2 protein-coding genes are annotated in these 2,486 nt (G+C 40.3%); both read right to left on the bottom strand.

Going from position 1 to position 2,486, the window contains the following annotated elements; genetic code table 11:
* A partial coding sequence (gene istB / locus P4S71_RS22935; RefSeq protein WP_337151667.1) for an IS21-like element helper ATPase IstB occupies window positions 1–708 on the bottom strand: 708 nt, incomplete at its 3' end.
* Window positions 709–719: 11 nt separating this feature from the next.
* A complete protein-coding gene (gene istA, locus P4S71_RS22930) occupies window positions 720–2,270 on the bottom strand; it encodes an IS21 family transposase (protein WP_337149780.1) in 1,551 nt (516 codons plus the stop codon).
* Between the last annotated feature and the right edge of the window lie 216 nt (window positions 2,271–2,486).

Here is a 2,486-nt window from a genome sequence, read left to right as displayed (position 1 = left end):
CGATTCTCCTTTTAAATTCAACTTAATTGCACCATGAATCAGCCTATCTAAAATAGCATCAGCATGCGTTGATTCACCGATCATTTGGTGCCAATTTTCCTGTGGTAACTGACTAATGATGATGTGTGATTTATAACCATATCTAGCATCGATTAATTCAAGTAAGTCACTTCGTTGCTGAGCACTGAGTGGCTCTAGCCCCCAATCGTCTAAAATAAGTAAGTCGTATTTAATGAGTTTACCCAATAATTTTCGATAACTGCCATCGGCCTGTGCTAGAAATAGACTTTCAAGTAATTCTTTTAATCGAATATAGAAGACACTTTTCCCTTGTAAACAGTGCTCGTGACCCAAGGCACACGCGAGGTAGGTTTTGCCACAGCCTGTGGCGCCTGTAATTAATATATTCTGATGTAAACTCAGCCAGGTGCTTTGGCTGAGGCTACGTATTTGTGCTTTATCTAGATTGCGCTTCGGCGAGTAAATGAGTTGATTTAACTGACCCGGTACGCGGAATTTTGCTTGTCGCACTAGTCGCTCTATTTTTCTTTGGTCACGCGTATCAATTTCATGCGTTAGCAATAAACTGACGCGCTCTATAAAGCTTTGTTCTTGATATAGGTTTGGCTGTTCAAGCTGCTGCTTGAGTGCTTGCTTTATACCCGATAACTTGAGCAGTTGAAGTTGCTGATTAATTGTTTCTATCATGTTTGCATTCCTTAATGGTAGTAATCTGTGCCACGTATGTTGCTATGTGTAATTGGCTTTTCTGGCTCTGTTTGGAGTGTGGGTAATGGTTGTTGGTCTAACCCTTTTTGCAGCATTTGCTTAATAGATCTGAGTGTGGTCGTATTCATGCAAATTGCTCGGTAGCATGCTCGCTCGAGGCGTTCCTTTGAATACGTTTTAGCTAAACTTAACACCCCTAAACAAGTGCGATAAGCTTGCTCTGGATGACGTTTGCTATTAAGCAATAATTCAACGACTTGATGAGTATAATCACCGATACTCAATGCCCATGAGCGTAAATTTATCGGTGACTGCTCATGCTGTTTTTGATGCGCCTTTGGCATATGATGTGTCTGTGTCGTATGTCCGCCTAAACGGTTTGAGCGTGGATGCTGTGCTATTAAAGTACCGTCATAATAAAGCTGCACGAGTTGATTGGATATGTGTGCGCGTAATTGTTTTTTAACCCACAGATAAGGCACGCTGTAGTAATGTTTTTCTATTTCAACATGGTAATCAATATGCACACGCACTGTTTTGATTTGTGTATATTGATAGGGCTTTTCAGGCAATGGCTTTAATGCGTTTTTATCCACCATATCAAATAGCTGTTTACGTGATTGTTGATATTGCTTCATCACCTTATTGTTCATCATATCCAGTAGCTTTGCTATTTCATGATTGAGTTGCGCTAAGCTGTGGAAGGTTTGGTTACGTAAGCGTGCCATGATCCAACGCTCAACAATTTGTACGCCCACTTCAGCCTTCGATTTATCTTTGGGTTTATAAGGTCTAGCCGGAATGACAGCAACGTTAAAGTACTCGGCTAACTGGTAGTACGTCGGATTTAAATCAGGCTCGTAGCGACAGGTTTTACTGACAGCACTTCTGAGATTGTCGGGAATAACAACGTCAGGAACGCCGCCTAAAAATTCAAAGCAACGCGCATGACTCATTACCCAATCTTCAAGTTGCTGACTATACGTTGCTTCAGCATAGGTATAATTTGATGCACCTAGCACAGCAACGAATATCTGAGCAGTGCGTTTTTCCTGTGTCGTCGGACAAGTAATGGTAATTGTGGGACCACAATAATCCACAAACAGCTTTTCACCCCCTTTATGCTGCTGACGCATTGAGAGTCGTTGCGTACCTAACCATTGTTTATAAGCTCGGCAGAAGTGACTGTAGCTGTAATAAGACTCACCCATTTTTTCAAGTAACTCATCAAACACGAGCTGTAATGTTAGGTGTTTATGTTGTTTTAAGTCTTTATTGATATTTAACCAGTCAGGCGTTGGGTGTCTTTTTTTACGCGTTGAGAAGCGCTTGAGTTTGGTGTTGAAAAATGTATTTTGCTGTTTATCCTCAGGTATTGGCCATTGATTTAAGCCTAACTCATTGGCCTTTTTAAGGTAATTAGCCACAGTACCAGGTGAAATATTTAAACTTCTGGCAATCTCTCGATGGGATAATTGTGCTGAGTACTTCAGCCGTAAAATGGAATGTAATTTACTCATAGATATAGGTCTTGTTGTCATTGTTGTTATCCTCATCAAACGATTCAGATAACGGTTTAACACACCTACAAAAATGATAAAACGTGAACTCGGTTACGAGTGGTATTAAGCTTTGAACGGCAAAATCATTAAGAGCATAAAAGTGATCATTTACAAGTGATTTTAGTGATCAAAGCTTAATGAGAATAAGCGATCAAAGTTAATGCAATTGGGTGATCAAAGCAGAGAGAATATGCA

The organism is Pseudoalteromonas sp. B62 (genome assembly GCF_037162565.1).
In the GTDB taxonomy this organism is placed as follows: Bacteria; Pseudomonadota; Gammaproteobacteria; order Enterobacterales; family Alteromonadaceae; genus Pseudoalteromonas; species Pseudoalteromonas fuliginea.
This window is presented reverse-complemented; position numbering and strand designations above follow the sequence as displayed.